A 23,065-nucleotide genomic window follows, 5' to 3' on the forward strand; every position below is an offset into this window, starting at 1 on the left:
GCCTGCAAAACACCGAAACTTCACCAGGGCCCCACCCCCATGACCCGTTCCCCCCTGCGCCGCCTTATCTTCGGCGCCCTGCGTCGCGTTCTCTACCTGTGGGTGCGCTCCGAAACCATCAATCAATCCTCGCTGACGCTCAAGCTCGACCGCAGCCGGCCGGTGTTCTATGCCCTGCCCTCGCCGTCGCTCACCGACCTCGCCGTCATCGACCACGAATGCACCAAGGCCGGGCTGCCACGCCCGGTGTTGCCCGTGGTCGTCGGCCCGCTGCAGGAACCCGCGGCCTTCTTCTACCTGACGCCCGACCCGGACTGGCTCGGTCGCCACGACAAGCGCGGCGCGCCGCCGACGCTGGAACGCCTGGTCGCGGCGATCAGCCAGCATGCCGAAGAGGACGCCCAGATCATTCCGGTCAGCGTGTTCTGGGGCCAGACGCCGGCCAGTGAATCGAGCCCCTGGAAGCTGCTGTTCGCCGACAGCTGGGCGGTTACCGGACGCCTGCGCCGCCTGCTGAGCGTGCTGATCCTCGGGCGCAAGACACGCGTTCAGTTCTCCGCCCCCATTCACCTGCGCGAGCTGGTCGAGCACAACAAGGGCCAGGAACGCACCGTGCGCATGGCCCAGCGCATCATGCGCGTGCATTTTCGCAATCTGAAGACCGCCGTGATCGGCCCGGACATCTCGCACCGACGCAACCTGGTCAAGGGCCTGGTGCACGACCCGCTGGTACGCCAGGCCATCAGCGACGAGGCCGAGCGCGAGAAGATCCCATACGCCAAGGCCGAGGCCAAGGCACTGCACTACGGCAACGAGATCGCCTCGGACTACACCTACACCGCGATCCGCTTCCTCGAAGTGGTGCTCAGCTGGTTCTGGAACAAGATCTACGACGGCATCAAGGTCAACCATATCGAGCAGGTCCAGGGCATCGCCCCAGGCCATGAAGTGATCTACGTGCCCTGCCACCGCAGCCATATCGATTACCTGCTGCTGTCCTACCTGCTGTTCCGCAATGGTCTGACGCCGCCACACATCGCCGCTGGCATCAACCTCAACATGCCGGTGATCGGCGGCCTGCTGCGCCGCGGCGGTGCCTTCTTCATGCGCCGCACGTTCAAGGGCAACCCGTTGTACACCGCGGTCTTCAACGAGTACCTGCATACCCTGTTCACCAAGGGTTTCCCGGTGGAGTACTTCGTCGAAGGCGGGCGTTCGCGCACCGGGCGCATGCTGCAGCCGCGCACCGGCATGCTGGCGATCACCCTGCGCAGTTTCCTGCGCTCCTCGCGCACGCCAATCGTGTTCGTGCCGGTGTACATCGGTTACGAGCGGGTGCTGGAAGGCCGCACCTACCTGGGCGAACTGCGTGGCGCGAGCAAGAAGAAGGAGTCGATCTTCGACATCTTCAAGGTCATCGGCGCGCTGAAGCAACGTTTCGGCCAGGTCTACGTCAACTTCGGCGAGCCGATCCGCCTCAACGCCTTCCTCGATCAGCAGCAACCCGGCTGGCGCGAGCAAGACCTGGCGCCGCAGTTCCGCCCGGCCTGGCTCAATGACACGACAACGCGCCTGGGCGAGACCGTCGCCCGCCATCTGAACGAGGCGGCAGCCATCAACCCGGTCAACCTGGTGGCGCTGGCACTGCTGTCCACCAGCCGTCTGGCCTTGGACGAACGCGCCCTGACCCGGGTGCTCGATCTGTACCTGGCCTTGCTCCGCCAAGTGCCCTACTCGCCGCACACGACGCTGCCCGAAGGCGATGGCCAGGCACTGATCAAGCATGTACTGGGCATGGATCTGCTGGCCGAGCAGAAGGACGCGTTGGGCCGCATCCTCTACCTGGACGAAGCCAACGCGGTGCTGATGACCTATTACCGCAACAACGTGCTGCACATCTTCGCCCTGCCCGGGCTGCTGGCCAGCTTCTTCCTCAGCAGCTCGCGCATGAGCCGCGAACTGCTGGGCCAGTATGTACGGGCGCTGTATCCGTACCTGCAGGCCGAGCTGTTCCTGCGCTGGACGCCCGAACAGCTGGACGAGGTGATCGACCAATGGCTGGAGGCACTGGTCGAGCAGGGGCTGCTGCGCAAGGAACAGGACACCTATATGCGCCCGGCGCCCAGCTCGCGGCAGTTCGTCCTGCTGACACTGCTGGCCCGCACCATCACGCAGACCCTGCAGCGCTTCTACATGGCCACCTCGCTGCTGCTCAACAGCGGCCAGCACACCTTGAGCGCCGAAGAGCTGGAGGAACTGTGCGTGATGATGGCCCAGCGCCTGTCGATCCTGCATGGGCTGAACGCTCCGGAGTTCTTCGACAAGACGCTGTTCCGCCACTTCATCCAGACCCTGGTGCGCGAAGACGTGCTGCAGCCCGATGGCAACGGCAAGCTGGGCTATCACGACAAGCTCGCCGAGTTGGCCGAGGGCGTGGCCAAGCGCGTGCTGTCGGCGGAGTTGCGCCTGTCGATCCGCCAAGTGGCGTTGCACCGCGATGAAACGCCGGAGCCTTTGGCGACCGCGTAACAACGCCTTGCGCTGACAAGGGCTGCCGCGCACAGCCCCTCGCGGTCAAGCCCGCATCCACAGGATCCGAGTGTCACTCGCCCTGTGGGTGCGATGGGCCGCACGCCGGGCGAAAATCCGCTAAAGTCCCCGGGGTTGGCCACAAGCCAGCCCAACGTACACCGGAGATTCCATGAAAAAGCTCTTCATGCTGTGTTGCGCATCCCTGCTCGCGGCCTGTTCCAGCAACACCCCATCGAACCAGGCCAGCCTGGATGGCGAAGTCTTCTACCTGCAGCGCATCGCCCTGCCGCCAGCCGCCACCCTCAGTGTGAGCCTGCAGGACGTGTCGCTGATGGATGCCCCCGCCGTGACCCTGGCCAGCCAGGCCGGCCCGGTCAAGGGCAACGTGCCGCTGCCGTTCCACCTCAGCTACGACCCGGCCCAGATCAAACCCGGTCACCGCTACGCGGTGAGCGCACGCATCGAACTGGACGGCAAGCTGCTGTTCATCAACACCGAGCACCATGGCGTCAAGCTCGATGGCAGCGATGCGCAGCCGGTGCGGATCAAGGTCGACCCGGTCCGCTGAGCCCCGTTACATTCTGCCCATAAGGAAATCCCCATGATCCGTACCTCCCTGCGCTTCACCACCCTTTGCGCCGGCCTGCTGCTGTCGGCCAACGCCCTGGCCCTGTCGCTCGGCGACCTGTCCCAGAGCGACGCCTCCGGCGGCCTGAAGGACGCCCTCACCCAAGGCGCGCAGATCGCGGTCAAGCAACTGAGCGCCCCCGGCGGCTTCAGCAACAACCCCGACGTGCGCATCGAGCTGCCGGGCAACCTCGGCAAGGCGGCCAAGGCCATGAAGATGTTCGGCAAGGGTGAACAGGTCGAAGCCCTGGAAACCAGCATGAACAAAGCCGCCGAGGCTGCGGTGCCGCAAGCCCAGGCGATCCTGGTGGACGCAGTGAAGAAGATGACCGTGACCGATGCCAAGGGCATCCTCAGCGGCGGCCAGGACTCGGCCACCCAGTACCTGAACAAGAGCAGCCGCGAGCAGATCCGCGCCAAGTTCCTGCCGATCGTCAAGCAGGCCACCGACAAGGTCGGCCTGGCCCAGCAGTACAACAACTTCGCCGGGCAGGCCGCAGGCCTGGGCGTGCTCGACGCCAAGAGCGCGAACATCGAGAACTATGTGACCGAAAAAGCCCTGGACGGGCTGTTCGAGATGATCGCCAAACAGGAAGAGAGCATTCGCCAGAACCCGGCCGGTGCCGCGACCAGCCTGGCCAAGAAGGTGTTTGGCGCGCTCTGAGGCGTCAGCCCCGATCGCGGGTCAAGCCCGCTCCCACCGAGTCGTGAGTCAAGCCTACTCAATCGTGGGAGCGGGCTTGACCCGCGATGCTTCACCCCTTCTTCACCCTGAACCACGCCGCATACAACGCCGGCAGGAACAGCAGGGTCAGCACCGTGGCGACGATCAAGCCGCCCATGATCGCCACCGCCATCGGCCCGTAGAACACGCTCCTGGACAACGGGATCATCGCCAGCACCGCCGCCAGCGCGGTCAGCACGATAGGCCGGAAACGTCGCACCGTCGCCTCGATGATCGCCTGCCAGCGATCCAGCCCCGCCGCGATATCCTGCTCGATCTGGTCCACCAGGATCACCGAGTTGCGCATGATCATGCCCGCCAGGGCAATCGTCCCGAGCATGGCGACGAAACCGAACGGCTGGCGGAACACCAGCAGGAACAAGGTCACGCCGATCAGGCCGAGGGGCGCGGTGAGGAACACCATGAACATGCGCGAGAAGCTGCGCAGCTGGATCATCAGCAGGCTCAGCACCACCACGATGAACAGCGGCATGCCGGCATTCACCGAGCGCTGGCCACGCTCGGAATCCTCGACCGTGCCCCCCACTTCCAGCAGATAGCCATCCGGCAGCTGCTCCCTGACCTGCTGCAGGGTCGGCAGGATCTGCCTGACCAGGGTCGCGGGCTGTTCCTTGTCGTAGATGTCGGCGCGCACGGTGACGGTCGGCAGGCGGTTGCGGTGCCAGATGATGCCTTCCTCGAAGCCATACTCCAGGGTCGCCACCTGCGACAAGGCCACGCTCTGGCCGTTGTCGGTAGGTAGCGCGAGGCTGCCCAGGTTGCCCAGCTCGCGGCGCTCCTCGGCGGTACCGCGCAGGAGGATCTCGATCAGCTCGTTGTCCTCGCGGTACTGGCTGACACTGCTGCCGGTCAGCGAGCTCTGCAGGAAGCTGGACAGCTGCGCGGTGCTCACGCCAAGGGCCCGCGCGCGATCCTGATCGATGTCCAGGTACACCGCCTTGCTCGGCTCCTCCCAATCGAGGTGGACGTTGACCACGTGCGGGTTCTCGCGCACCTTCGCCGCCACCTCGCGGGCCAGGGCGCGGACCTTCTCGATATGTTCGCCGGTAACGCGGAACTGCACCGGATAGCCCACGGGCGGTCCGTTCTCCAGGCGCGTGACCCGCGCGCGCAGGTCCGGGAACTGCTCGTCCAGCGTCGCGATCAGCCAACTGCGCAGACGCTCACGGTCTTCCAGCGACTTGGCCAGCACCACGAACTGGGCAAAGCTCGCCGCCGGCAGTTGCTGGTCCAGTGGCAGGTAGAAACGCGGCGAACCGGTGCCGACATAGGCGACATAGTTGTCGATGCCTTCCTGCTGCTTGAGCAGTGCCTCCAGACGCTCGACGCGCTCGGCGGTGTTGTTCAGCGAGGCGCCTTCGGCGAGCTTGAGGTCGACCATCAGCTCCGGACGCCCGGAAGCCGGGAAGAACTGCTGTGGCACGAACCGGAACAGCACGATACTGCCGATGAACGCGGCGATGGTCAGCAGGATCACCGTCTTGCGCCGCCGCACGCACCACTCCACCACGCGCCTCACGCGCTGGTAGAAGGGGGTGGCATAGGGGTCGGGGGCATGCCCGCGCGCCGCATGCAGCTTGGCCAGGTCCGGCAGCAGGCGCTCGCCCAGGTAGGGCACGAACACCACGGCGGCCACCCACGAGGTCAGCAGGGCAATGGTCACCACCTGGAAGATCGAACGGGTGTACTCGCCGGTGCTCGACGCTGCCGTGGCGATCGGCAGGAAGCCCGCTGCGGTGATCAGGGTGCCGGTGAGCATTGGGAAGGCCGTGCTCGACCAGGCATAGCTGGCGGCCTTGAGCCGGTCGTAGCCCTGCTCCATCTTGATCGCCATCATCTCCACCGCGATGATCGCATCGTCCACCAGCAGCCCCAGTGCCAGCACCAGCGCGCCCAGCGAGATCTTGTGCAGGCCGATGCCGAAGTAGTGCATGGCGGCGAAGGTCATGGCCAGCACCAGCGGGATCGCCAGCGCCACCACCAGCCCGGTGCGCAGGCCGAGGGAGAAGAAACTCACCAGCAGGACGATGACCAGCGCCTCGACCAGCACTTGCACGAATTCGCCCACGCCGGCCTTCACCGCCGCCGGCTGGTCGGAGACCTTGCGCAGCTCCATGCCCGCCGGCAGCCCTTGGGCCAGGCGCGCGAACTCGCCCTCCAGGGCCTTGCCCAGCACCAGGATGTCGCCGCCGTCCTTCATCGACACGGCCAGCCCGATGGCGTCCTCGCCCATGAACCGCATGCGCGGCGCGGGCGGATCGTTGAAGCCGCGATGCACGTCGGCGACGTCGCCGATGCGGAACGTGCGATCACCCACGCGGATGGGGAACTGGCGGATCTGCTCGACGCTGTCGAAGCGCCCGCTGACGCGCAACTGCAGGCGCTCGCTGGGGGTTTCGAAGAAACCGGCGGTACTCACTGCGTTCTGCTCGCGCAAGGCTTGCTGCACGGCTGCCAGCGGCACGCCCAGGGTGGCCAGCTTGACGTTGGACAGTTCGATCCAGACTTTCTCGTCCTGCAGACCGATGAGTTCGACCTTGCCCACGTCCTTGACCCGTTGCAGCTGGATCTGGATGCGGTCGGCATAGTCCTTGAGCACCGCGTAGTCGAAGCCGGATCCGGTCAACGCATAGATGTTGCCGAAGGTGGTGCCGAATTCATCGTTGAAGAATGGCCCCTGCGCCTCGGGCGGCAGGGTGTGCTTGATGTCCGCGACCTTCTTGCGGATCTGGTACCACAGCTCGGGAATGTCCTTGGAATGCAGGGAGTCGCGGGCCATGAAGGTGACCTGGGACTCGCCCGGCCGGGAGAACGAGACGATCTTCTCGTACTCGCCGGTCTCCATGAGCTTCTTTTCGATGCGCTCGGTGACCTGGCGCGACACCTCCTCGGCGGTCGCCCCAGGCCACAGGGTGCGAATGACCATGGCCTTGAAGGTAAAGGGCGGATCCTCGCTCTGGCCAAGCTTGGTGTACGACATGGCGCCGATCGCCGCCAGCAGGATCATCAGGAACAGCACGATCTGGCGGTTGCGCAGCGCCCATGCGGAAAGGTTGAAACCCATCGGGACTTACTCCTTGACCGCCAGGTTCACTTCACGGTTGCTGCGGTCCACGGGCCGCACCTGTTGTCCCTCGCGCAGCACATGGCCGCCTGCGGCCACCACCCAGTCGCTGGCGTGCAGCCCTTCGAGCACCGGCACGCTGTCGGCTCCGTAGGCGCCGAGGCGCACCATCACCCGCTCGAGGCGGTTGTCCTTGCCGACCCTCCAGACATACGCCTGGCCGGCCTCGGCGGTGACCGCCGACAGCGGCACCGCCAGCGGCGCGCGTTCGCCGTGGGCGATGAACACCCGCGCACTCTGCCCCAGTTCGGCGGGGTTGCGCGTGGAGGTAAAGGCAATCCGCGCGGCGAAGGTGCGCGAGCGCGGATCGGCCGCTGGCGACAGCTCGCGAATCCGGCCTTCGAAACGCTCGTCAGGATGCGACCACAGCTCGACACTGACCGTCTGCCCGACCGCGAAGCGGGCGAACTGCTGTTCCGGCAGGCCAATGGCGACCTCGCGCTCGCCATCGGCGGCCAGGGTGAACACGGTCTGGCCAGCCGCCACCACCTGCCCCACTTCGACCTGGCGCTTGGCGATCACGCCGGCCTGGGGGGCGCGCAGCACGGCATATTCAGCCTGGTTGCCGGCCACTTCGTATTCGGCCTTGGCCTGCTTCAGCCGGGCCAGGCCGGCGCGGTAGAGATTTTCGGCATTGTCGAACTGGGAGTGGCTGACCATCTGCCGGTCCAGCAGCTTCTGGTAGCGCTCACGCTCGGCACGCACCAGCGCCAGGTTGGCTTCGGCGGCGGCCAGTTGGGCACGGTTGGCCTCCAGTTGCAGGCGCACGTCCTGTGGGTCGAGCTCGGCCAGTGGCTGCTCAGCCTTGACTCGCTGCCCCTCCTCCACCAGGCGCTTGCTGACCTTGCCACCGATGCGGAAAGCCAGTTCCGGCTCGAAGCGCGCGCGCACCTCGCCGGGATAGCTGTCGGTGGACGCCCCGGCGGGCTGGGGCTGGATCACCAGCGCAGGGCGCAACGCCGTCGGAGGCGCGGCCTCCTGGCCGCAGGCGGTGAGCAGCACGATGGCGGCAGGCAAGGCGAGGGACAACGCACGACGCAACATGATGGAAGACCTTTGGCAGAGGGCGCATCGAATATTTATACTGGCGAGTATATTAAGTCAGCGAACCGGGCCGGGGAAGCGGACGTTTCAGAGAAAGCCCATATTTGCGTTGCGACGTACGCTACAGCCGACGTCCTCGCGACCCGGTAAGATGTGCCCCTTTCACACAGAATGCGGTCTCTCATGTCCAACGACGCACCCATCGGCCCAGGCCGGCCCAAGGACCTGGCCAAGCGCGAGGCGATCCTCGAAGCCGCCAAGGACCTGTTTCTCAGCCTTGGCTACGCCAACACCAGCATGGATGCGGTCGCTGCGGCGGCAGGTGTTTCAAAGCTCACGGTCTATAGCCATTTCACCGACAAGCAGACGCTGTTCGGCGAGGCGGTCATGGCTACCTGCCAGAACCAGCTGCCGGACTTGATGTTCGAGTACCCCGAGGGAGCGCTGGTCGAAGATGTGTTGCTAAACATTGCGCGGGGATTCCAGGCGCTGATCAGCAGTGACGAAGCGGTCAAGCTGAGTCGGCTGATCATCGCGCTGGGAAGCCAGGATCCAGGGTTCGGGCAGTACTTCTACGAGGCCGGGCCCAAGCGGGTGCTGGCTGGCATGGAGGCATTGCTGCGTGGCGTCGACCAGCGAGGGTTGCTGCGTATCGACAACCCACTGCGGGCGGCGGAGCATTTTTTCTGCCTGGTCAAGGGGGCGCCGGATTATCGGTTGCTGCTGGGGTGCGCGCAGGCGCTGAGTGGGGCTGAGGCCGAGGAGCATGTGCGGGAGGCTGTGGGGGTGTTTGTTCGGGCTTTTCGTGGGTAGTTTGGCTTCGGCTTCGGCTTCGGCTTCGGCTTCGGCTTCGGCTTCGAGAGTGTGGGTTTTGATGGTTGTATGCGCATTCATTGGCGATGGTGACGCATAGTCACCTTTCCGCCCTTACGGCGGGTTACTTTGGTCTTGGCCAAAGTAACCAAAGCCGCTGCGCTCCATTCATCCGGCCCTGCGCTTCGCTCCGGGTTCCCTCACTCCGGCCTTGCTCCCGGGAGGACCGCGCTGAACGGCCCATCCTGGGCCGCAGCGCTTGACGGGCATCCATGCCCGTCACCTCCCTCCGCAAGTCCTGCGTTCGGCCTCCTGAAGTCGCGAAGTTACGGGCGGCGACTGGGTTGGCGCAGCTGACGCTAGTTGCAGGTGTGTGATCTCAAGTCCGTATTCGCGGGTAAACCCGCTCCCACAGGGTTATGCATGCTTTCAACTCCCACCACTCTCCTGTGGGAGCGGGTTTACCCGCGAAAGGGCCAGAACAACCAATATGTAAATAACTGCCAAGAGCTAATTTAAAGTTTCTGCTCTTGCTCTTGCTTCTAAGCCCGCGGTAGTCCAGGCGCCGCCAATTGCGACTTCAGGAGGCCGAGTGGAGTTCTTGCGGAGGGAGGTGACGGGCATGGATGCCCGTCAAGCGCTGCGCCCCAGGATGGGGCGTTCAGCGCGGTCCTCCCGGGAGCAAGAACGGAGCGAGGGAACCCCGGAGCGCAGCGTAGGGGCCGGATGATGGAGCGCAGCGTTTTTTGGTTACTTTTTGTCGCGTTTGACAAAAAGTGACCCGCCGTAAGGGCGGAAAGGTGACTGTGCGTCGACATCACAAATGAATGCGCATACAACTATCAAAACCAACCACCAACCACCAACCACCAACCACCAACCATCAACCATCAACCAACTTTAAACCCTAGCCAAGCTTCAAACCTTCAAAGCCTTCTTGGGATAGATATCGTAGCGACTCGACTTCCCCTCCAGACTATGACTCGGCTTGACCCCGTCGATAATGGGCGCCTTGCGCGGCCGCTTGACCACCACCCGGTGCGTGGCCAGCGCCAACGCCGCCTCGAGCAACGCCGGCGCATCCAGGTCATCCCCGACCAGGGGCCGAAACACCCGCATCTCCTTCTTCACCAGTGCACTCTTGTCCCGGTGCGGAAACATCGGGTCAAGATAGATCACCTGCGGCGCCTCCCCCTCCCAGGCCCGCATGCGCTCGATAGCATTGCCAGTCATCAACCGCATGCGCTCGACGATCGCGCCAACCTCGGCATCCTGACGCGCCCGTGCCAGGCCATCCTCGAGCAACGCGGCAATCAACGGCTGACGCTCGATCAAAGTCATCTGGCAGCCCAGGCTGGCCAGCACGAATGCATCCTTGCCCAACCCCGCCGTGGCATCGAGCACCTGCGGCCGCACGCCCTGGGCGATGCCCACCGCCTTGGCGATCATCTGCCCGTTGCCACCGCCGTACAGCCGCCGATGCGCCGCCTGGCCTTCGACGAAATCCACACGCACAGGCCCAGGCGCCTGGGGCCCCAACTGCTGAATCTGCAACCCCTCGGCCCCCAGCTGAACGGCGAACTCGGCCGCCTCGTCCACCAACGGCAAGCCCAGGCGCTCAGCCCACGCCTCGGCCTGTGCCTGGAATTCCGGTGCCAGCGCCTCGACCCTGATCCCCGCGCCCTGCTGTTGCTCAACCATCCGTTCCCGCACCCGAAATAAATTAATGAAACCCCGGCCAGAGCCGATACAGGCAATATCCCGCTATTCTGCCAGAGCACAACGCGCGCGACTGCCATGTCAGACACTCTTCCCATCGGCTTGACCTACCTGTCGCCTGTCGGCAACTACGGTCGGCAGAACGCCCAGGCACTGGGTGGCGTCAGCCACCTGTGGCAGGACTTCTTTGCCCGCGCCATGGCCGAGCAGCAGGAAGGCGAGGTCGACGGTTTCAGCCAAGCGCTGATGCAGTGCGACAAAGAGAGTGGCGAACCTGTCGGCGGTGCTCGTGCGCTGGCCCTGATCGACGCCCAGCGTGCCCTGCCCGTTCACGACACCGAGCTGGCACCGCCCGAGCCGCTGTTCCTGCCCAAGGCGGAACTCGAGGCCCATCTGCTGGAGCCCGCGCCCGAGCCGTTCAGCACCGCCGAACTGATCGAGCAGCAACGCCAGCTCGACATCGACAACAGCTGGTTGCGACCGGTGGTCATGAGCCAGGGCCAGCCCATCGCCGAGCCCGGCCCAGGCCCCTCGCCACGTCCGTTGTTCCTGCCCATCGCCGAGTTCGAGATGAACCTGCTCGACCCCGCGCCCGAGCCCTTCGACGACAAGACCCTGGCCAGGCAGCAGAACGATCTGGAGTTCGATATCCACTGGGCACGCCCGGTGGTGTTGAACAACGTGCGCCTGAGCGCCTGAACCCCATAAGCCCTCAGCGCCGGAACAGCTCATTGAGCTCGGCGAACGGCAGCGCCTGCTCGCCATAGCCGAAGGTGCCCTGGTCGCGAATCTCCAGCGCGGCGCGCTGGAAAGCACCCAATGCGGCCCGCGCCAGCGAAGAGCCGACACTGATGCGCTTCACCCCAAGATCCTGCAACTGGTTCACGCTGAGCGGCACACCAGCCATGCCCATCAGCACATTCACCGGCTTCGGCGCCACGGCCTGCACCACCGCACGGATTTCATCGACACTGCGCAGCCCCGGCGCGTACAACACATCCGCCCCGGCCTCGGCATAGGCTTGCAGCCGGCCAATGGTGTCGTCCAGATCGAGGCGACCGTGCAACAGGTTCTCGGCACGGGCACAGAGCATGAAAGGGAACGGCAAGCCGCGTGCCGCCGCCACGGCCGCACGCACCCGCGCCACGGACAGCTCGAAGTCATAGATCGGCGCGTCGCTATGCCCGCTGGCATCTTCGATCGAACCACCCACCAGTCCCGCCTCCGCGGCGCGAAGGATGGTCTGCGCGCAGTCTTCGGGCAGATCACCGAAGCCGTTTTCCAGGTCCGCCGCCACCGGCAACGGCGTGGCATCGACGATGGCGCGAGCATTGCCGAGGGTTTCCTCGAGCGTCAGCGCGCCTTCGGCATCCGGCCGCCCCAGGCTGAACGCCAGGCCCGCGCTGGTCGTGGCCAGCGCCTCGAAGCCCAGGCTGGCCAGGAGCCGCGCGCTGCCGGCATCCCATGGATTGGCGATGACGAACGCGCCATCGCGCTCATGCAACGCCTTGAAAGCTTCGGCTCGCAGGGTTTGTACATCCATGGTTCAGCCTCCGACAGTCAGATCAAAGTAGCCCCAGCTGTTCGACCTCCGGAGCACGCGGCAATTCAGGCAATGCCGGCAAGCCCGGCAGACGGACCATCAGGCGTTGATGGAAACGCTGGGCCAGCGCGGCGGCAAGGCGATTGTCCGAAGTATGCAGGAACACATAGGGGCTGCGCCCCTCTTCGATCCAGCCGGCAACCTTGTCGACCCAGGGCGTCAGGAACGACTCGTTGGCCGCAAGCTCCGGGTGACCGATGAAACGCACCTGCGGATGCTGGCTGAAAGCCGCGGGACGTGGTGGCACCCTGGGCTTCTTGGACTGGGCATGCAGCACGGCCGGCTCACGGGAAACGCAGCTGAACAGCGCACGCGGGTCCAGGCAGATACGCTCCACCCTCCGCTCATTCAGCAGCCGATTGAGCTGACGCTCGTCCTCGCCACGGGCGAAGAAGGCATCGTTGCGCACCTCGACCGCCACGGGCACGCCGATCTCGTCGAGGAAATATGCCAACTCGCCCAGGCGCGCCGGGCCGAACATCGCCGGCAACTGCAGCCAGTAGGGTGACACGCGCTCGCCCAGCGGGGCCATGAGCCGCGTGAAGTCACGCGCCGACTCGAGCTGTTCGCGCAGGTCGCCCACGTGGCTGATATCGCCGGGAAACTTGGCCGTGAAGCGAAACCCCGCTGGCATGATCTGCGCCCAGCGCTCGACGGTCGAGGGCGCCGGGCGGGCATAGAAGGTGGTGTTGCCCTCGACCGCGTTGAAGACCTGGCTATAGAGCCCAAGAAATTCGCTGGCGCGAGCGTCGGCGGGATAGAGGTAGTCGCGCCAGGCGTTTTCAGCCCAGGACGGACAACCGAGAAAATAAGGAAGGGAAGATGGCGTCATCCATCAAATGTACAGATCCAGCCCCAGCACTTCCATCTCCCAGTCGGTGAAGCCAGCCGTGGTCAGGTAGCTGGCCAGGGCCGAGGCGGTCCGCCGATCGCGGGCGCGGGGGAAGATCAGGTCCTGCTGGCGCGCCGGCAGGCCTTCGCCGCGACGGCTGGCCCGGCTGACCTGCGCATCGATGTCTTCGATGATTTCGGCATCGGCCTCGTCGATGGCCTCATCACGCACCGATGCCTTGCGAGGCGCTCGCTTGAGGGGGTAGCTCTGTGAGGAGAAGCCGTCGATACGCATGAAATGGGCACTCAGGATCAATGATGGCAATTTAGCAGCATCAGGAATCCTTCGCTAATGCCCGAACTGATAACTGGACCACAGATCGCGCAAAAGGTTTTATCTCGAACGGCGATAGCCGACGAACTGCCTTCAGCGTGCCTTGGGCGTAGCCACATTATCGCGCAGGTAGACAGGTTGCGCCTGTTCGGCGGCGACCGCCTCGCCACGGGCCCAGGCAAAGCTGGCCAGCGTCAGGATATCCAGGGCGCAGGGCAACGCCGTGGCGTCGCTGGCGGCAGCCTGCACGGCCAGGCGTTCGGCATAACCCCAGCCGGTGCCGGCACCGAACCACTCACCGCCCAGCCCTTCGGGCAGCGCCACGCGCTCGGGCGCCAGCACCGCTTCCTGGCCGATCAGGCGCATCTCGCCCTGCTCGGCGCGATAGCATCCCCAGTACACCTCGTCCATGCGTGCATCGATGGCCGCGGCAACCTGCTGTGCGCCCCGCTCACGCAGCGCGCCCTGGGCCAGCGCGGCCAGGTTGGAAACCGGCAGCACCGGACGCTCGAGGGCGAACGCCAAACCCTGGACCACACCAATGGCGATGCGCACACCGGTAAAGGCGCCCGGTCCACGTCCGAAGGCGATGGCATCCAGCGCGCTCAACGCCACGCCCGAGTCGGCCAGCAATTGCTTGATCATCGGCAGCAGCTTCTGCGCGTGCAGGCGCGGGGCCACCTCGTAGTGGCTGGTCACCTTGCCGTCGTGCAGCAGGGCGACGGAACAGGCTTCGGTGGCGGTATCCAGGGCCAGCAGGGTGGTCATCGAACGCGGTATCCAGGCGACAGGGGGAAAAGAGCGGCAGTATAAACGACAACGGCCCGCAAGCGGGCCGTGGTGACGCGTGGCGATGGATCAGCTCAGGGCTGCCATGACCTTGGCGGTGATCGACTCGACCGAACCTACGCCTTCGATGTGGCTGTACTTCGGCTTGCCGGCATTGGCGGCCGACAGCTTCTGGTAGAAGTCCACCAGCGGCTTGGTCTGGCTGTGGTAGACCGACAGACGATGGCGCACGGTTTCTTCCTTGTCGTCGTCGCGCTGGATCAGGTCTTCGCCGGTGACGTCGTCCTTGCCTTCCACTTTCGGCGGGTTGTACTGAATGTGGTAGGTGCGGCCCGAAGCCAGGTGCACGCGGCGACCGGCCATGCGGCCAACGATCTCTTCGTCGTCCACGGCGATCTCGACCACGGCATCGATATCGACACCGGCGGCGACCATGGCTTCAGCCTGCGGGATGGTGCGCGGGAAACCGTCGAACAGGCAGCCGTTGGCGCAGTCTGGCTGGGCGATACGCTCCTTGACCAGGCTGATGATCAGCTCGTCGGAGACCAGCTGACCGGCATCCATGACCTTCTTCAGTTCCAGGCCCAGCGGGGTGCCGGCCTTGACGGCGGCACGCAGCATGTCACCGGTGGAGATCTGCGGAATACCGAACTTCTCGGTGATGAACTTTGCCTGAGTACCTTTACCGGCCCCGGGAGCTCCCAGCAGAATTACGCGCATCTTGTGCTCCTCATATTTTTCTATGCAAATCAACGGATTCGGCGCACAAGGCCAACTCCGGAAAATCGGACGAGACCGTAAAATCGGTCAAAAGGCTGCTCAAGATACACAGCGCCCGCCCCCCCGACAAGCGTCCCAAAGTGGCAGGAATGCGCCACTTGCGGCCTGCCGGGGGACAGGTTGCGCCCGGCGCAACCGGACGCCGGGCGAATGTCGCGGGTCTGACGACACCTGTGCGCAACCCCTTGCTGGATTGCCTCATCCGGTATTGCGCAAGCCTGCCGCGATCCCCGCCACCGTCACCAGCAAGGCCTGCTCCAACGGGCTGTCCAGAGCGGCTTCGCGGCTGCGCGAGCGTGCTAGCAACTCGGCCTGCAGGCGGTGCAGCGGGTCGAGGTAGGTGTTGCGCAGACGGATGAATTCCAGGGTTTCCGGGCTGTGCGCCAGTAGCACCGGTTGCCCGGTCAGGCCCAGTACCACCTGGCATGACTGCGACAATAGGTCGCGCAGATGCGCGCCCAATGGCAGCAGTTCAGGTTGCACCAGACGTTCGTCGTAGGCCTCGGCGATCTGCGCGTCGGCCTTGGCCAGGACCATTTCCAGCATATCGATGCGGGTGCGGAAGAATGGCCATTGCTCGCGCATCTGTGCCAGCAGCTCACCCTGCCCGCGCGCCAGCGCATTGTTCAAGGCCGTCTCCCAACCCAGCCAGGCCGGCAGCATCAACCGCGTCTGCGTCCAGCCGAAGATCCACGGGATCGCCCGCAGACTCTCGATGCCACCGGCGCGTCGCTTGGCCGGGCGGCTGCCCAAGGGCAGACGACCCAGCTCCTGCTCGGGCGTGGATTGACGGAAATACTCGACGAAGTCCGGCGTCTCGCGAACCACCGCGCGGTAGGCCTTGACCCCGTCGGCGGCCAACTGGTCCATCAGTGCGCGCCAGGCCGGCTGCGGCGGTGGCGGCGGCAACAGGGTCGCTTCGAGCACGGCGGCCAGGTAGAGGTTGAGGTTCTGCTCGGCGATACCCGGCAAACCGAACTTGAAGCGAATCATCTCACCCTGCTCGGTGGTGCGGAAACGCCCGCCCACCGAGCCAGGCGGCTGCGACAGGATCGCCGCGTGGGCCGGGCCGCCACCGCGTCCGACCGTGCCGCCACGGCCATGGAACAGCAGCAGCTCGACCTGGTGCTCACGACAGATGCGCACCAGGTTCTCCTGGGCGCGATACTGCGCCCAGGCCGCCGCGGTGGTGCCGGCGTCCTTGGCCGAGTCGGAATAGCCGATCATCACCTCCTGCGGCCCATGCAGCCCGGCGCGATAGCCCGGCAAGCCAAGCAGGCGCTCCATCACGGGACCTGCGTTGTCCAGGTCGGCCAGGGTCTCGAACAGGGGCACCACGCGCATCGGCCGGGTCAACCCGGCTTCCTTGAGCAACAACTGCACCGCCAGCACGTCCGAGGCCGCGCCGGCCATGGAGATCACGTAGGAGCCAAGCGACGCCGCAGGCGCCGCCGCGATCTCACGACAGGTAGCAAGCACCTCGGCCGTGTCGGCTTGGGGCTGGAAATGCGCCGGCAGCAACGGACGGCGATTCTTCAGTTCGGCCTGGAGGAACTCGATGCGCCGCTCCTCGTCCCAATCGGCGTAGCGTCCGAGGCCGAGGTAGTCGGTGATCTCTGACAGCGCATCGCGATGACGCGCGGCATCCTGGCGCACATCCAGGCGCACCAGGAACAGGCCGAACGTCACCGCCCGGCGCAGGGTGTCGAGCAGCGGCCCATCGGCGATCACTCCCATGCCGCACGCGTGCAGCGACTGATAGCACAGCTGCAGCGGCGCGATCAGGTCGCGATTGTCGACCAGCACCGCAGCGCTTGCCGGCTGGGTGGCCGTCAGCGAGGCATGGGCCCAGGCCCGGGTGGCGCGCAACCGGTCACGCACCTGCTTGAGCAATGCCCGGTAGGGTTCGGCACTGTCGCCAACCTGCTCACGCAAGGCGGTACTGGCCTGCTGCATGGACAGCTCGGCAGCCAGTCCGTCGATATCGCGCAGGAACAGGTCGGCGGCCATCCAGCGCGCCAGCAGCAGCACTTCGCGGGTGACCGACGCCGTGACGTTGGGATTGCCGTCGCGATCCCCCCCCATCCACGAGGCGAAACGCACTGGCGCCGACTCCAGTGGCAAGCGCAGCCCGGTCGCCTCGAACAGCGCCGTGTCGACCTGGCGCAGATGGCTGGGAATCGCCTGCCACAGCGAATGCTCGATGACCGCGAAGCCCCATTTGGCTTCATCCACCGGCGTCGGCCGGGTACGGCGGATCTCCTCGGTGTGCCAGGCCTCGGCGATCAGCCGGCGCAGGCGTTCGCGCACCTGCTGGCGCTCGGTGCTCGTCAGGTCGCGATGATCCTGCGCGGCCAGCTGCGCGGCGATGGCGTCGTACTTCTGGATCAGGGTGCGACGGGCCACTTCGGTCGGGTGGGCGGTGAGCACCAGCTCGATGCTCAGCCTGCCCAGCTGCCGGGCCAGCTCATCGTCACCGTGGCCCGCTGCTTTCAGGCGAGCCAGCAACTCCGGCAGCACCCGGGCCTCGAAGGGCTCGGGCTGGTCAGCCTCGCGACGGCGGATCAGCTGGTACTGCTCGGCGATATTGGCCAGGTTGAGGAACTGGTTGAACGCCCGCGCCACCGGCAGCAGGTCTTCCTCGGCCAGATCGCCCAGGGTCGAGCTTAGCCGCTCACCCTCGCCGCGGCGGTCGGCCTTGGCGCTATGGCGAATGTCCTCGATCTTCTGCAGGAACGCCTCGCCATGCTGCTGGCGGATGGTCTCGCCCAGCAGTTCCCCCAAAAGGTGCACATCCTCGCGCAAGCGCAGATCGATATCACTCATCAGCCTTCTCCACTCCAGGAAACCGCATGCGCCCAAGAGTGCCCACTCGCGCCCGCGCCTGGCAAGCCAGAAGCAGCCAGAAGCAGCCAGAAGCAGCCAGAGCAACTAAAGTGAACACAGGACATCCGAAGCAATGCCATTACCAGGCTTTGACAGAGGTCATCATGAAAATTCGCCAACTCGCCCAGCACTGGGAACAGAACGCCGCCGGCCGGCTGAGCCCCACCGGCCATGTCCTGCACCTGGACATGGAAGCCGAAGCGCGCCTGGCCGCGCTGATCGACATGTACCCCAAGCGCAGCCCAGAGGAACTGCTGGGCGAACTGGTGGCGGCGGCGCTCGAGGAACTGGAGGCCAGCTTCCCCTACATCAAGGGCCAGCAGGTGATCGCCACCGACGAGGAAGGCGACCCACTGTACGAGGACATCGGCCCCACGCCGCGCTTCCTGGCCCTCTCCCGCCGCCACCTGCAGGCCCTTGGCCGGGTGCGGGAAGACAAGTCGCACTGAGCCTTTGCCGATGCCGGGCAAGGCCCGGCATACCGCCATCCACAGCGGAAGTTCCATGGAAAATCCGCTGACTGATTAGTCAGAAAAAAATGTCTTTAGCGTGCAAATTTTTCTGAACTATTCAAAAAACGCCTCGGTCACAGCCAATAGCCATCACGGCAAAACCCTGTAAATACGGGCTTTTCGCCCGACGCTGAGCACAGGGGAACAGCGATGAGCCCAGCGAGGCCATCGTCGTTTAACAGGAGTGACCCAATGGAGTTGACCACCATGAAGACCCGCATCGAACGACCTTCCTCCACTCACCTGCGCGGGCTCAAGCTGGCCGCGCTGGCCCTGGGCAGCAGCCTGGTGCTGGCGGGCTGCGCGGGCAAGCCGCCCACCGAGCAGTACGCCGTGACCCAATCGGCGGTCAACTCGGCAGTCAGCGCCGGTGGCACCGAATATGCCGCGGTGGAGATGAAGGCCGCCCAGGACAAGTTCAAGAAGGCCGAGATCGCCATGCACGACAAGAAGTACGACGAGGCCAAGCTGCTCGCCGAGCAGGCCGAATGGGATGCTCGCGTCGCCGAGCGCAAGGCCCAGGCGGCCAAGGCCCAGAAAGCCGTGCAAGATGCCCGTCAGGGCATCAACGACGTACGTGAGGAAGGCCTGCGCAGCGCCGAATGAGCCCTGCCCTGCCTCATGAGCCTTCGTTAAAGATCAAAGGATGAACACTATGCGCAATTACGTCATGATTCCCGCCCTGCTGGCCCTGAGCGTAGGCCTGGCCGCCTGCTCTCACGACCCGAACGCCAACCTCGAGTCGGCCCGCACCAACTTCTCGGCCCTGCAGAGCGACCCACAGTCGAGCAAGGTCGCCGCGCTCGAGACCAAGGACGCCCAGGACTGGCTGAACAAGGCCGACAAGGCGTACATGGAGCGCGAGGACTCGAAGAAGGTCGATCAGCTCGCCTATCTGACCAACCAGCGGGTCGAGGTAGCCAAGCAGACCATTGCCCTGCGCACCGCCGAAGGCGAACTGAAGAACGCCGCCGCGCAACGCGCCCAGGCCAAGCTCGACGCCCGCGACGCGCAGATCAAGAAGCTGCAGGACAGCCTGAACGCCAAGCAGACCGACCGAGGCACCCTGGTGACCTTCGGTGACGTGCTGTTCGATTTCAACAAGGCCGTGCTCAAGAGCAGCGCCTACCCCAATGTCACCAAACTGGCCCAGTTCCTCCAGGAAAACCCAGAGCGCAAGGTGATCGTCGAGGGTTACACCGACAGCGTCGGTTCGGCCAACTACAACCAGACCCTGTCCGAACGCCGCGCCGGCGCGGTGCGCATGGCACTGGTGCGTGCCGGCGTCGACCCGGCACGGATCGTCGCCCAGGGTTACGGCAAGGAGTACCCGGTCGCGGACAACTCCAGCAACTCCGGCCGTGCGCAGAACCGTCGGGTGGAGGTGACCATCTCCAACGACAACCAGCCAGTGGCACCGCGTACGGTGAGCCAAGTCCAATAAGGGCTGCTGGCTGAATGAAAAAACCCGCCTGATGGCGGGTTTTTTCATGCTTGACCTTTCGTCAAAAGCACCTTTAAGGACACCTTTAAAAGCACTAAGATGACACAACCATCCTTCTCGATAAAGGGGTTGATACAACTATGACCTACCCTGTCCTCGCCGATCTGGCAGCATCCATCACCGACCTTAAGAAAGACCCAATGGGCACCATTCGTGAAGCGCACGGTGAAACCGTGGTGATCCTCAATCGGAACGAGCCCGCCTTCTACGCAGTACCACCAGAGCGCTACGAGGCGATGATGGATCTGATTGACGATATCCAACTGGCCGAACTGGTACGCCAGCGACTTGGCGGGCCTACCGTGAGGGTGGATATCGATGAGCTCATCGCCGACGCAGAGCGCGACAGCAAGCTATAACCTTGAGTTTGTCACGAGCGCAGAAGGAGTATCGCAAGCTCGAACCCAAATTGCGCCTGCAGCTTGCCAGGAAACTCAAGGCTCGACTGACTCGACCCAGAGTTGAAAAAGACCGGCTCAATAACATGGCCGATTGCTACAAGATCAAATTGAGATCAGTCGGCTACCGCTTGGTCTACCAGGTGATTGATCAGCGCGTGGTAGTGCTTGTCATCGCCATCGGCAAACGTGAAAGATGCGATGTCTATTCAGTCGCCAGCGCGCGACTGAACTGATCGGGCCGCATTGCAGCAGCCCCATCATTCATTGCACCTGCTGCGGCGTTTCCTGCCCCATGCAGCGCACCGCGCGCTTGCGGTTGTCAACCAGCACGCCGGTCAGGCCCTTCTGCTCGGTATCGAACAGCACCAGCACGCCATCGATGCACTGCGCCACTTGCGGCGCCGGCGTCAGCGAGACCTTGTAGTCTTCCCCCGCAATGGTCTTGAGCATGGTGAAATCCTGCAGCAGCAAGGCGTCCTCGGGCTTGGCGAAATGCAGGTAGCCGTAGTACCAGAGGGCTCCCACCGTCACGATGATGCTGCCGACACCGGTCAGGATCAGCGGGATGGCGTTGCGTTCTTCACTCATTGCTTGTTCTTCTCGTCGGGGTAGTTGGGCACTTCGGCCAGGCGGCGCAGACCATTGAAGTGGGTAGGGTCATCAAGGAAGCGCAGCATCACCTGGCGCCAGGTCGGATCGGCGAAGGTCTGCACATGATCGCCCCGAGTCAGCTGCAACACCCGGGGAGGCGGCGCCTGACGGTACAGCCGCAGGCCGTTTTCCAACGGTACGAGGTTGTCGTCGATGCTGTGGAAGAACAGCTTCGGCGGGCTGTCCAGGCGTGCGATCGAGTTGATCGCGCTGTCGCCGTCCGGCACCAGCCACGACAGCGGCACCTGCAGTGGCCAGGTCATCCACGAAGTGCTCAGGGCATAACGCCCCACCGCCCGGTAACTGGCCGGCACGCCATCGAATACCAGGGCGCTGAAGCGTTGGCGTTGTTCGGGGTGCTGGGCCAGGTAATGGATGGCCATGGCCCCGCCGAGGCTCTGGCCCAGCAGCACCAGAGGCTTGCCGTGTGCCTGCGGCGCCGTGTCCAGCCAGTCCAGCGCCGCGCCGATGTCGCCATACACCTCAGGCAGGGTTGGCTTGCCCTGGGACAGCCCATAACCGCGATAGTCGATCATCAGCACCTGGTAGCCCTCTTTCGGCAACCAGTAGCTGCCCCCGAGGTGCCAGGCCAGGTTGCCGCCGTTGCCATGCAGGTGCAGCACCGTGCCTTTGATCTCGACACCCGGCGGCACGGGGATCCACCATCCATGCAAACGTGTGCCGTCGGCGGCGACCAGGGTCAGGTCCTGATACTGCAGATGGGCCTTTTCCGGGGTGAACGGCTGGCCGGGCTCGGGGTAGAACAGCAAGCTGCTGCAGCCGCCCAACAGCAGCAGCCCGAGACCGAAGGCGAGGTGACGGCAGGCGTCAGAGAATGTTCGCGTAGTCGGCTTCAATGCGGTCCAGGCTCAGGTGGTTGAGGAAGTTGGAGAAGCACATCCAGGCCGACAGCGCGTTGAGGTCGCGGAACTGCTCGGGCAGGTACTTGGGCGGCTCCACCAGCCCTTCCTCGACCAGCTGGCGTAGCGTGCGCATGTCTTCCAGGGTGGTCTTGCCACAGAACAGCAGCGGGATCTGCTCGAGCTTGCCCTTCTTCACGGCCAACTGAATGTAGTTGTAAACCATGATGAAGCCCTTGAGGTAGGACAAGTCCTTGGTGAATGGCAGGCCGTTGGGCACCGAGCCCCGGAACACCCGGCTGGCATTGCTGTAGCTCTGGCCCATCTCGAAGCCCTGGCCACGGAAGAACTCGAAGACCTGCAGGAAGTCGGCGCCCTCCTCGACCATGTGGATGGCGCGGGTGCGGTTGGTGAGCTTGCGCAGGCGGCTGGGATAGGAGGCGAAGGCGATCACCTCCATGAGGATGGCCAGGCCCTCCTGGGTCACCGTCGATGAGGGCGGGCCCTTGGCCAGGAAGGTGCAGATCGGCTGATTCAGGCCGTTTAGCGTGGTGCCGACGTGCACCAGGCCTTCATGCACTTCCAGGGCGCGCACATCGCGGCTGTTGAACATGGCGTCGGCGCGCACCTTGATGTAGTCGGCGCCCGCTGCGGCATCAGCGACGATACCGTCGGACTCGAACACGCGAATGGTTTCCTCGGCTTCGCCGAACACCTTGTTCAGGCGACGCTGGAGAATATCCACCGCCTCCTTGGCCGTGAGGTTCTTCGGTTCGTCCTTCAGGTCGCCGCGGCCATCGATGTTGTTCAGGTAGTCCGAGAGCATAAGGCCCAGGTCGGCCAACGTCGGGTCACCAGCGTGGAAGGCATCGGAGGCGGCGCCGTAGAGTTCCTGGGAAATCAGCCCGAAGTCCTCGGTGCCACGCGCTTCGAGCATGCGCACCACCATGCGGTACTCCTTGCACATGCGCCGCATGATCTGCCCGACCGGGTTGAACTGACCCAGTTGGCGCGTGATGTCGCGCTCGATGCTCTGGAACTCGGCCTTCAGCGCGCTGGAGTCGAACGACAGCGGGCGATTCTGGTAATAGGCACGGTCCACCGCCGGCGGCTCCTTGCCCTTGGCCTTGAGGAAACCCTGGCGGATGCCGTCGTCCCACTTGACCGCGTCGAGCACGCGGATCGGGGTTTGCGCGGCGACGATGCGGTCGGACAGCGTGCGTATGGTCTGCTGGTACTCGTCCACCCGGGGACTCCTTCTGGGCGCCTCATCGCGGGGCAAGCCCGCTCCCACGCGTGGGAGCGGGCTT

21 protein-coding genes and 1 pseudogene are annotated in these 23,065 nt (G+C 64.7%); 10 read left to right on the forward strand and 12 right to left on the reverse strand.

Features of this window, described 5'->3' with window-relative positions; translation table 11 throughout:
- Window positions 1–39: 39 nt before the first annotated feature.
- From plsB to ACYUME_RS20465, 3 genes are all read left to right on the forward strand, one after another.
- Window positions 40–2,529 carry a glycerol-3-phosphate 1-O-acyltransferase PlsB gene (gene plsB / locus ACYUME_RS20455; protein WP_460416568.1) on the forward strand — a complete coding sequence of 830 codons (2,490 nt, stop codon included), beginning with the start codon at window positions 40–42 and terminating at the stop codon, window positions 2,527–2,529.
- A gap of 172 nt (window positions 2,530–2,701) precedes the next feature.
- Window positions 2,702–3,100, forward strand: coding sequence for a YbaY family lipoprotein (locus tag ACYUME_RS20460; protein WP_279887584.1), 399 nt, complete (start codon window positions 2,702–2,704; stop codon window positions 3,098–3,100).
- 33 nt (window positions 3,101–3,133) lie between these two features.
- Complete coding sequence (locus tag ACYUME_RS20465; RefSeq protein ID WP_279887582.1) at window positions 3,134–3,823, forward strand: DUF4197 domain-containing protein; 690 nt, start codon at window positions 3,134–3,136, stop codon at window positions 3,821–3,823.
- Between the two features lie 91 nt (window positions 3,824–3,914).
- Here the strand turns inward: ACYUME_RS20465 and ACYUME_RS20470 are convergent, their stop codons facing one another.
- Together ACYUME_RS20470 and ACYUME_RS20475 are read right to left on the reverse strand one after the other, a co-directional pair.
- Window positions 3,915–6,968: an efflux RND transporter permease subunit gene (locus ACYUME_RS20470; protein ID WP_460416570.1), complete on the reverse strand. Its 3,054-nt coding sequence runs from the start codon at window positions 6,966–6,968 to the stop codon at window positions 3,915–3,917.
- Between the two features lie 6 nt (window positions 6,969–6,974).
- Complete coding sequence (locus ACYUME_RS20475; protein ID WP_460416572.1) at window positions 6,975–8,072, reverse strand: efflux RND transporter periplasmic adaptor subunit; 1,098 nt, start codon at window positions 8,070–8,072, stop codon at window positions 6,975–6,977.
- A gap of 171 nt (window positions 8,073–8,243) precedes the next feature.
- On the opposite strand from ACYUME_RS20475, the gene ACYUME_RS20480 reads away from it, so the two are divergent.
- Window positions 8,244–8,885, forward strand: a complete 642-nt coding sequence (locus tag ACYUME_RS20480; RefSeq protein WP_279887579.1) for a TetR/AcrR family transcriptional regulator — start codon at window positions 8,244–8,246, stop codon at window positions 8,883–8,885.
- A 918-nt stretch (window positions 8,886–9,803) separates the two neighbouring features.
- Here the strand turns inward: ACYUME_RS20480 and ACYUME_RS20485 are convergent.
- Window positions 9,804–10,586 (reverse strand): class I SAM-dependent methyltransferase, encoded by a 783-nt coding sequence (locus tag ACYUME_RS20485; RefSeq protein ID WP_460416574.1) that lies wholly within the window; start codon window positions 10,584–10,586, stop codon window positions 9,804–9,806.
- 96 nt (window positions 10,587–10,682) lie between these two features.
- On the opposite strand from ACYUME_RS20485, the gene ACYUME_RS20490 reads away from it, so the two are divergent.
- Window positions 10,683–11,303, forward strand: coding sequence for an energy transducer TonB (locus ACYUME_RS20490; protein ID WP_279888198.1), 621 nt, complete (start codon window positions 10,683–10,685; stop codon window positions 11,301–11,303).
- 13 nt (window positions 11,304–11,316) lie between these two features.
- Here the strand turns inward: ACYUME_RS20490 and ACYUME_RS20495 are convergent, their stop codons facing one another.
- From ACYUME_RS20495 to ppc, 6 genes are all read right to left on the reverse strand, one after another.
- A complete protein-coding gene (locus tag ACYUME_RS20495; RefSeq protein WP_279888200.1) occupies window positions 11,317–12,147 on the reverse strand; it encodes an isocitrate lyase/PEP mutase family protein in 831 nt (276 codons plus the stop codon).
- Between the two features lie 22 nt (window positions 12,148–12,169).
- On the reverse strand, window positions 12,170–13,039 hold the full coding sequence (locus ACYUME_RS20500; protein ID WP_460416575.1) for a DUF72 domain-containing protein: 870 nt from the start codon (window positions 13,037–13,039) through the stop codon (window positions 12,170–12,172).
- 3 nt (window positions 13,040–13,042) lie between these two features.
- Complete coding sequence (locus ACYUME_RS20505) at window positions 13,043–13,333, reverse strand: hypothetical protein (RefSeq protein ID WP_279888203.1); 291 nt, start codon at window positions 13,331–13,333, stop codon at window positions 13,043–13,045.
- Window positions 13,334–13,465: 132 nt separating this feature from the next.
- The gene (gene tsaB / locus ACYUME_RS20510) at window positions 13,466–14,140 is read right to left on the reverse strand and encodes a tRNA (adenosine(37)-N6)-threonylcarbamoyltransferase complex dimerization subunit type 1 TsaB (protein ID WP_460416577.1); all 675 of its coding nucleotides are present in this window, start codon (window positions 14,138–14,140) and stop codon (window positions 13,466–13,468) included.
- A gap of 90 nt (window positions 14,141–14,230) precedes the next feature.
- Window positions 14,231–14,881 carry an adenylate kinase gene (gene adk, locus ACYUME_RS20515; RefSeq protein ID WP_279888206.1) on the reverse strand — a complete coding sequence of 217 codons (651 nt, stop codon included), beginning with the start codon at window positions 14,879–14,881 and terminating at the stop codon, window positions 14,231–14,233.
- Window positions 14,882–15,139: 258 nt separating this feature from the next.
- Entirely contained in the window at window positions 15,140–17,767 is a 2,628-nt protein-coding gene (ppc, locus tag ACYUME_RS20520; RefSeq protein WP_460416579.1) for a phosphoenolpyruvate carboxylase, read from the reverse strand.
- 164 nt (window positions 17,768–17,931) lie between these two features.
- Here ppc and ACYUME_RS20525 point away from each other — a divergent pair, with 164 nt between their 5' ends.
- The 5 genes and pseudogenes from ACYUME_RS20525 (at window position 17,932) to ACYUME_RS20545 (ending at window position 20,477) form a co-directional block, all read left to right on the forward strand.
- The gene (locus ACYUME_RS20525; RefSeq protein WP_279888210.1) at window positions 17,932–18,276 is read left to right on the forward strand and encodes a pilin assembly protein; all 345 of its coding nucleotides are present in this window, start codon (window positions 17,932–17,934) and stop codon (window positions 18,274–18,276) included.
- A gap of 255 nt (window positions 18,277–18,531) precedes the next feature.
- The gene (locus ACYUME_RS20530; protein ID WP_279888211.1) at window positions 18,532–18,945 is read left to right on the forward strand and encodes a DUF4398 domain-containing protein; all 414 of its coding nucleotides are present in this window, start codon (window positions 18,532–18,534) and stop codon (window positions 18,943–18,945) included.
- Between the two features lie 49 nt (window positions 18,946–18,994).
- Window positions 18,995–19,783 (forward strand): OmpA family protein, encoded by a 789-nt coding sequence (locus tag ACYUME_RS20535; RefSeq protein ID WP_460416580.1) that lies wholly within the window; start codon window positions 18,995–18,997, stop codon window positions 19,781–19,783.
- 140 nt (window positions 19,784–19,923) lie between these two features.
- Window positions 19,924–20,202: a type II toxin-antitoxin system Phd/YefM family antitoxin gene (locus ACYUME_RS20540; protein WP_460416581.1), complete on the forward strand. Its 279-nt coding sequence runs from the start codon at window positions 19,924–19,926 to the stop codon at window positions 20,200–20,202.
- Window positions 20,162–20,477 (forward strand): annotated as a pseudogene (locus ACYUME_RS20545) (type II toxin-antitoxin system RelE family toxin). Before ACYUME_RS20540 ends, ACYUME_RS20545 begins: the two are co-directional and overlap by 41 nt.
- A 28-nt stretch (window positions 20,478–20,505) precedes the next feature.
- On the opposite strand, the gene ACYUME_RS20550 reads toward ACYUME_RS20545, so the two are convergent.
- The 3 genes from ACYUME_RS20550 to ACYUME_RS20560 are packed head-to-tail and all read right to left on the reverse strand — an operon-like array spanning window position 20,506 to window position 23,001.
- Entirely contained in the window at window positions 20,506–20,832 is a 327-nt protein-coding gene (locus ACYUME_RS20550) for a hypothetical protein (RefSeq protein ID WP_460416582.1), read from the reverse strand.
- The gene (locus ACYUME_RS20555) at window positions 20,829–21,752 is read right to left on the reverse strand and encodes an alpha/beta hydrolase (protein ID WP_460416583.1); all 924 of its coding nucleotides are present in this window, start codon (window positions 21,750–21,752) and stop codon (window positions 20,829–20,831) included. Before ACYUME_RS20555 ends, ACYUME_RS20550 begins: the two co-directional genes overlap by 4 nt.
- On the reverse strand, window positions 21,724–23,001 hold the full coding sequence (locus ACYUME_RS20560) for a flavohemoglobin expression-modulating QEGLA motif protein (RefSeq protein ID WP_460416584.1): 1,278 nt from the start codon (window positions 22,999–23,001) through the stop codon (window positions 21,724–21,726). The genes ACYUME_RS20555 and ACYUME_RS20560 overlap by 29 nt, the downstream gene beginning before the upstream one ends.
- Between the last annotated feature and the right edge of the window lie 64 nt (window positions 23,002–23,065).

It is taken from the genome of Pseudomonas sp. microsymbiont 2, assembly GCF_054788395.1.

Bases quoted from the DNA above. Each gene is read 5' to 3' on its own strand.
- ACYUME_RS20550 (WP_460416582.1), bottom strand. From the start codon at position 20,832: ATGAGTGAAGAACGCAACGCCATCCCGCTGATCCTGACCGGTGTCGGC.
- ppc (WP_460416579.1), bottom strand. From the start codon at position 17,767: ATGAGTGATATCGATCTGCGCTTGCGCGAGGATGTGCACCTTTTGGGG.
- adk (WP_279888206.1), bottom strand. From the start codon at position 14,881: ATGCGCGTAATTCTGCTGGGAGCTCCCGGGGCCGGTAAAGGTACTCAG.
- ACYUME_RS20535 (WP_460416580.1), top strand. From the start codon at position 18,995: ATGCGCAATTACGTCATGATTCCCGCCCTGCTGGCCCTGAGCGTAGGC.
- ACYUME_RS20505 (WP_279888203.1), bottom strand. From the start codon at position 13,333: ATGCGTATCGACGGCTTCTCCTCACAGAGCTACCCCCTCAAGCGAGCG.
- ACYUME_RS20485 (WP_460416574.1), bottom strand. From the start codon at position 10,586: ATGGTTGAGCAACAGCAGGGCGCGGGGATCAGGGTCGAGGCGCTGGCA.
- ACYUME_RS20540 (WP_460416581.1), top strand. From the start codon at position 19,924: ATGACCTACCCTGTCCTCGCCGATCTGGCAGCATCCATCACCGACCTT.
- plsB (WP_460416568.1), top strand. From the start codon at position 40: ATGACCCGTTCCCCCCTGCGCCGCCTTATCTTCGGCGCCCTGCGTCGC.
- ACYUME_RS20490 (WP_279888198.1), top strand. From the start codon at position 10,683: ATGTCAGACACTCTTCCCATCGGCTTGACCTACCTGTCGCCTGTCGGC.
- ACYUME_RS20495 (WP_279888200.1), bottom strand. From the start codon at position 12,147: ATGGATGTACAAACCCTGCGAGCCGAAGCTTTCAAGGCGTTGCATGAG.
- tsaB (WP_460416577.1), bottom strand. From the start codon at position 14,140: ATGACCACCCTGCTGGCCCTGGATACCGCCACCGAAGCCTGTTCCGTC.
- ACYUME_RS20475 (WP_460416572.1), bottom strand. From the start codon at position 8,072: ATGTTGCGTCGTGCGTTGTCCCTCGCCTTGCCTGCCGCCATCGTGCTG.
- ACYUME_RS20465 (WP_279887582.1), top strand. From the start codon at position 3,134: ATGATCCGTACCTCCCTGCGCTTCACCACCCTTTGCGCCGGCCTGCTG.
- ACYUME_RS20500 (WP_460416575.1), bottom strand. From the start codon at position 13,039: ATGACGCCATCTTCCCTTCCTTATTTTCTCGGTTGTCCGTCCTGGGCT.
- ACYUME_RS20470 (WP_460416570.1), bottom strand. From the start codon at position 6,968: ATGGGTTTCAACCTTTCCGCATGGGCGCTGCGCAACCGCCAGATCGTG.
- ACYUME_RS20480 (WP_279887579.1), top strand. From the start codon at position 8,244: ATGCGGTCTCTCATGTCCAACGACGCACCCATCGGCCCAGGCCGGCCC.
- ACYUME_RS20525 (WP_279888210.1), top strand. From the start codon at position 17,932: ATGAAAATTCGCCAACTCGCCCAGCACTGGGAACAGAACGCCGCCGGC.
- ACYUME_RS20530 (WP_279888211.1), top strand. From the start codon at position 18,532: ATGGAGTTGACCACCATGAAGACCCGCATCGAACGACCTTCCTCCACT.
- ACYUME_RS20460 (WP_279887584.1), top strand. From the start codon at position 2,702: ATGAAAAAGCTCTTCATGCTGTGTTGCGCATCCCTGCTCGCGGCCTGT.